Annotated in this window: 6 protein-coding genes and 2 pseudogenes; 1 reads left to right on the forward strand and 7 read right to left on the reverse strand. The window is 35.4% G+C overall.

Annotated elements, in window-relative coordinates; translation table 11 throughout:
* The 7 genes and pseudogenes from ACYVEC_RS30180 to ACYVEC_RS30210 all read right to left on the reverse strand — a co-directional run.
* Positions 1-369 (reverse strand): annotated as a pseudogene (locus ACYVEC_RS30180) (BC_2427 family protein); the annotation flags it as partial.
* 362 nt (positions 370-731) lie between these two features.
* Entirely contained in the window at positions 732-1,919 is a 1,188-nt protein-coding gene (locus ACYVEC_RS30185; RefSeq protein WP_275718935.1) for a glycosyltransferase family protein, read from the reverse strand.
* Between the two features lie 275 nt (positions 1,920-2,194).
* A pseudogene (locus ACYVEC_RS30190) lies at positions 2,195-2,490 on the reverse strand (polysaccharide deacetylase family protein).
* Positions 2,491-2,701: 211 nt separating this feature from the next.
* Positions 2,702-3,271 carry a hypothetical protein gene (locus ACYVEC_RS30195; protein ID WP_063221365.1) on the reverse strand — a complete coding sequence of 190 codons (570 nt, stop codon included), beginning with the start codon at positions 3,269-3,271 and terminating at the stop codon, positions 2,702-2,704.
* A 498-nt stretch (positions 3,272-3,769) separates the two neighbouring features.
* Positions 3,770-3,979, reverse strand: coding sequence for a hypothetical protein (locus ACYVEC_RS30200; RefSeq protein WP_063221364.1), 210 nt, complete (start codon positions 3,977-3,979; stop codon positions 3,770-3,772).
* Between the two features lie 433 nt (positions 3,980-4,412).
* Positions 4,413-4,610, reverse strand: a complete 198-nt coding sequence (locus tag ACYVEC_RS30205; RefSeq protein WP_460509540.1) for a hypothetical protein — start codon at positions 4,608-4,610, stop codon at positions 4,413-4,415.
* A gap of 178 nt (positions 4,611-4,788) precedes the next feature.
* Complete coding sequence (locus ACYVEC_RS30210; protein ID WP_063221362.1) at positions 4,789-4,992, reverse strand: DUF1657 domain-containing protein; 204 nt, start codon at positions 4,990-4,992, stop codon at positions 4,789-4,791.
* A 388-nt stretch (positions 4,993-5,380) separates the two neighbouring features.
* Between ACYVEC_RS30210 and ACYVEC_RS30215 the strand changes: the two genes are divergently transcribed.
* Positions 5,381-5,854 carry a hypothetical protein gene (locus tag ACYVEC_RS30215; RefSeq protein ID WP_460509542.1) on the forward strand — a complete coding sequence of 158 codons (474 nt, stop codon included), beginning with the start codon at positions 5,381-5,383 and terminating at the stop codon, positions 5,852-5,854.
* Positions 5,855-5,866 lie beyond the last annotated feature (12 nt).

Consider the following 5,866-nt stretch of genomic DNA (forward strand, 5'->3'; position numbering starts at 1 on the left):
AGTTTCATTTTCTGAATCAGCTACTACCTCTACATCTTCTTTTTCTAATGCAGTTTCATTTTCTGAATCAGCCACTACCTCTACATCTTCTTTCTCGAATTTAGTTTCATTTTCTGAATCAGCTACTACCTCTACATCTTCTTTCTCGAATGCAGTTTCATTTTCTGAATCAGCCACTACCTCTACATCTTCTTTCTCGAATTTAGTTTCATTTTCTGAATCAGCTACTACCTCTACATCTTCTTTCTCGAATGCAGTTTCTAGATCTTCCTTTTTTTTTCTTATTTCGCATGAATCGTCTTGAATGTTCGGCTTTTTCTCCTTGCAAATTTGGTTCCATATTCCCTTGCCAATCCATGGCCTATTCATCAACATCCCCCTATCTGAAAAAATTCATAAAATATGTTTTAGAACGCGACCATTTTCATCATTATATATGTTTTATAATAATAAAAAAGACATTGTCTTATTGTTCTTATGCTTGTACTTGTAACACTTTTAAAGCTAGTAATTGTTGAAGTCTATTATACGTTGAAAAGGCGAAGTCTCTTTGAAGACTTCGCCTTTGTTTATATAGGGCATGAATGGTCTCGATACCTTTTATCGGGTTCCCTTATTCCTTTATCACTATTCCCCTAAAATTCTCACAAGTTGTTAGATTTCATCTCGATTTTATTTGTAAATGGTGAACGTAACACTGTATATATAATGAAGTGCTGCAAAAATTTGATTCACTTTTTCCTAATTTTCAACAATTGATTAACACTAATATTATCTGTTCTTAATCCATTTAAGCGCTTAAGTTTTTCTATACTTACCCCGAGGTTCTTAGAAATCCTCCATAAATTATCTTGCGGTTGCGCAACATATATATCATATTCCTTTTTTAGCACATCATAGTAATGTGTCATGCTTCCTTCCCCTGTTTTCAAAAATTCTCTCGAAATAAGTCTAGCCTCAATAATTGTTTTGATAATATATTTAGCTCGTTGTTCATATGAGTACCTTTTAACTTTCTTCATTCCCGCTTCTTTTATCTTCATACGTTCTTTTGGATTATTTAAATAGTATTTAACTAAATCTATCGTTTCTTTTGCTGAAGAAGAAACAATAAGATCTTCTCCAGGCTGAAAAAGCCTTCTTATTTCTGGAGTATCGTTCGTAAGTAAAATCCCTCCGGATCCGAGAACCTCATAGGTTCTTTGAGTAACTTGAGTTAAATGGTTTTGCACTCCTAAAACAATATCTGCTGAACTATACACTTTATTTGCTTCCGTATAAGGGAGGTATCCATGAATCCATTCATCGGGGATTTTTCTCCCTATAATGTGATCCATTTCATCCCAGTAACGCCCCCAGAAATCAATTCTACTATTCTCTTCTAAAAATGGGCTGATTAATGTTTTAAGTGCCTTAAATCGAAAATGATCTGGCCTTTTTTCATAAAGCATTGGATATCCGTTTGCTACAACAGCAAGAGTTACATCATATTTTGCTTCAATCTTTGTAGGAGAATGGACACTCAAATGATATCCAAAATCTAAATGTGCAGCTTGGATGCCCTGTTCTTTATAAAAATCGACTCTTGCTGGACAAATCGTAAATACAAAGTCTGGTTGAATGGTTTGAATTAGCGGGAGAGAAAAAGTGAAAGTATATCCTGGGTCTTCTGTCGCCCAATAAATATGAGGAATATTTGAAGGTTTTACATATTTTCGAATTAATAATTGCTTTTCTTTTGTATGCTCTAGCGTGTGCCCAATTGTAATGATGAGATCTGGTTTATAATTCGAAATCATTTGACGTATTCCATCTTCAGTAATCGGTCCTGAAATCAGTACTTCATGGCCCGCATCGCAAAAACCATTTGGAAGTCCATAAATCCACATTGGATGACTTTCTAAAAATAAAATCCTCATATAGCCTCACTCCTAAAAAAATCTAATCCCCTTATATGTAATGAATTACGATTCTATTTCTAATAATTTTTGAACCGTTACGAACTCATACCCCTTACTGAGTAAGTCATTAATTATAATGGGCAATGCTTTTACAGTTCCATCTAATACTCCTGATAACGTCTTAATTCAATGCTGCAATATTATTGCTCCAGGTGATAAATCTCTTTTTACAATTGATAAGATTTGTTCACTTGATATTCCTGACCAATCAAGTGTATCGACTGACCACATAATCAACTTGTACCTAGTTCATTAATCATTTGAAAATCTGCTTCGGTACATTCGCCATATGGAGGACGGAATAATGTTGGGTTATTTCCTGTCAATGAAATGATTTCTTCTTCTGTAGATAAGACTTCTTCTTTCGCTTGAGAGGTTGTGAGTTTGGTGAAATTCGGATGACTCCAACTATGATTTCCTAGTGTATGTTCCTCTCTTATAAATTTTTTACTATTTCTGGAACATAATTGATTTGCTGTCCAACTACAAAGAAAGTAGCTGGAATATTGTTCTCAGAAAGAATATCCAAGATTAGAGGGGGGGGGAATGATTATCAGGACCATCATCAAATGTTAATGCTACTTTTTCTCGCTTGTCAACTCTCTGTAATATAAATCAGACTTCCACGCCTTCGAAGAATTAGTGACTAGGTATATTCTAGAAATATTAGACTCAAAAAAACGCACAAAAAAACTTCCATGTCAAATAAAATCTGGATCTGAAAATCCAGATTTTTTTCTTTAATCGCGTTTTTTGCATTTTTCTCTGCGTTTTTTGCATTTTTCTAATTTCTCTATTTGGTCGCCTTCTTCACCTTCGTTTTCTGCCAAACTACCCGTTCCGCCTCCCACTGCATGTTGCTGTTTGGTATTAGAACTTTCGATGGCAGCGTTGGTTCCCGCTGCACTGTCCTCTCCACCACCACTTGCCACTTGAGTAGCACTTGCCTGTTCCTCACTGGTTTCATTAATTTGATTATTGATGATAAGTACAAATTCTACCTCTTCATCTGAATTTTCTTTTTTCATTTTATGAGGCTCAATCTGCTCCCCACTCATTCCTTTATTTATCGCTTTGCCTCCAGCGCCTACCGTTTGTTGCTGTTCAGTATTCGATGAATCGATTGCTGCATTATTTCCTGCTGCACTGTTTTGTCCGGCTCCACTGGCAATTTGTGTTGTATTCGGTGCAAATGTAATCTGATTATTAATGACAATGACAATTTTTCGTTTGTCAGCAAGATTTCCCAAATTAATTTCTTCGCCATCATTTTTTACAAATCGAAACGTGATATTTTCATTGTTTTCCATGTTCTCACCCCCTTTGTAGTATTAAATGATTCGAGAATGATAATGGATTGGACAAGAATATATTTTTAATAAATATATTCAATCCTGCCCACGATAAAGGGTGTATTATTAAGTTTCGTTATTTTCCTTGCTTTTGAGTGTAAGGTGGTGGGGCCTAAGAAGTCACCCCGCTTGCATCGAATCATGATTTGCAGAACAAACTGCTTGTATCGCAAGATGTAGACCCAGGGCAGGTCTTTAAAAGAGTTGGAGGATCTCACTTCCTATATCGAAAATCATGTAAATGAGCTGTCTAGATGGGTAGCTTATTGTATTTTTTTGCTTTGCTTGGGTTTTTTCCGAAATGCTGCCGGTACCCCATGCCCATCAAGCTAAGATTTTAAAGTACCCCCTAAATGAAATTTTTTTATAGCACCGGAGTTCATTTTTATTATTTTTGGGGAAGAATGTGCTTCTTAACTTGATACCACAAAAAAACAAACAGGAATGACTATTAAGTCATTCCTGTTCCTTAAAGAAACCTTCTATGGTACTAGCAACTTCCTTGAATGCTTCACCTTGGACACTAGAAATTGATAATCCTCCAATTACATTTTTCCACTGTGAATTTACACTATCCCAGTTATCATCCCAATTTTCAGTAATATGCTTATTAGCTTTAAAAGGTTTATCACGACTTGGTGAAACATATTTTAAAGCATCTATCAACTCTACAAACCCAAAACACTTCAGGCCCTTCTTTTAGAACTGGAGTTACCTCTTCGTTGTGAGATAAAACTTCCATTTAGGTGGTGCTATTAAATTTGAAAAGCTAAAACAAGCATAACCCCGTTCTAAGTTTAGGACGGGGTTAAAATATAGTTGTTTAATTTCCGATATAAGATACTTCGCTGTACTCAAAAATATAACAATAAAGTCGATTAAAAATCTAAGGTTTATTCCGCAATAGCGCCCGATTGCGGAAGATCAAGAAAATGATTATGATTGCTGCTTTTAGCTTGTTGAACTAACGCACCCGTTACTTTAAGTGAATTGATTCACAATCTTACTGGGGATGTACCTAAAAAAGCTGAATTAACTTAATAAAAAAAGTACTCCCTTTTTGGGAATCCAATTCATTCAGTGTAACTTTGGTTAAAGTCTAATCTTCTCGGTTCGCAACACTGTCATTAGCCTCATCGACACCTTCGCCGACTTTGTTACCCATCGCTCCTCCTGCAACTGTACCAAGTGGACCAAGAACAGAACCCAAAGCAGCTCCAGCGACAGCACCGACACCAGTTCCTACCGCTTCGCCAGCATCATTGTCAACACGGTCACGTTCGTTTTTATCAGCCATTCATCTCACTCCTTATTTAGAATAGGCAAGTGCATTTCAGCACAATACCTTATATATTTTGACCTATAAGGACAAATTTATGCGAAGTTTCTTCACTTGATGGGTATACGGCAGGACCCCAGGTATATAAATCTAATTAGGATAAGACCTCTGCAAAAAATTTGAAGATTAATGTGTTTTATTGATTATACTGGGGCTCGTCTTGTAGAACCTCCTGAACACGTGGTTCTAAAGAATCAATAATTGTCTGCGTTTGCTGAGCTGCATTTTGATACAGTTGTTTTGCTTGCTGATTGTCAGTATCAAGAACAAATCCTTCTAAACATGCTTGAGCACTTTTTAATCCAGAAATAGTTTGTTTAAGCTTAGTAATTACTGTCATAATTAAATTCCTCCTTATAATTATGAATTCACTATTTAGAATAGCTATTTTCTACTAAAAACATGATTTCTAAATTTTGGTTATCTTTATAGTAGGGATAGTGTCACATCGCTTTCAAGTTAAGAAATACAAATATCTCCAAAACGAGAAAATTGACATCTTCATGTGAAAATGTACATTTTTTTTGTTTTGGGGTGTTATAAAAATTTTAAGTTGATGGGCATGTGGCGCTACCCCATCACCATCAAGCCAACAAATAAAAATCCCCCCAAAATAAAAAAACGCTATTCTTTCTATCTTATAGAAAAAAAGCCGTTACACTTCCGCCTTGTCGCTAATATATTAAATAGTATAGGACAAGCCAATTATGGAGGTGAACAAATACAAGATGAATAAACCTGATCCCAACCCTAAAAATTTACCTTCTAAACATGAAAATGATAAAAAGAATAATGATATATTCAAATCATTCGTTTTTGACCAACCAGCTAAAGGAGAAAGTGTAGAAATTAGTATTCCTAAATCTCCTAATTTTCGAGACTTAGCACGAGTTAGATTAGTTATCGATAATATTACAAATCGAGTTTTTTTGACTAGCACAATAGGATGGGGAGCTACAGCCGGAACTCCTAATGTACTATTTTCTATTTATCGTAGGAGACAAGCATTTGGGACAGAAGAACAAATATTTTATACCGTGGATCAAGCCAACGGTACTGATAGCGCCAATACTAGTTTTACATTGGTAGATGATATTCCCGTTCTTACTCAAGAACAACAACTTATTGAATACGTTGTAAGAGTACGTATCATTTCACCAGGTAATAATGATGCTGCTGAAATCGGAGCTAATCTGAAGTGACCCCTAAAAGTT

It is taken from the genome of Bacillus sp. MN7755 (assembly GCF_054771475.1).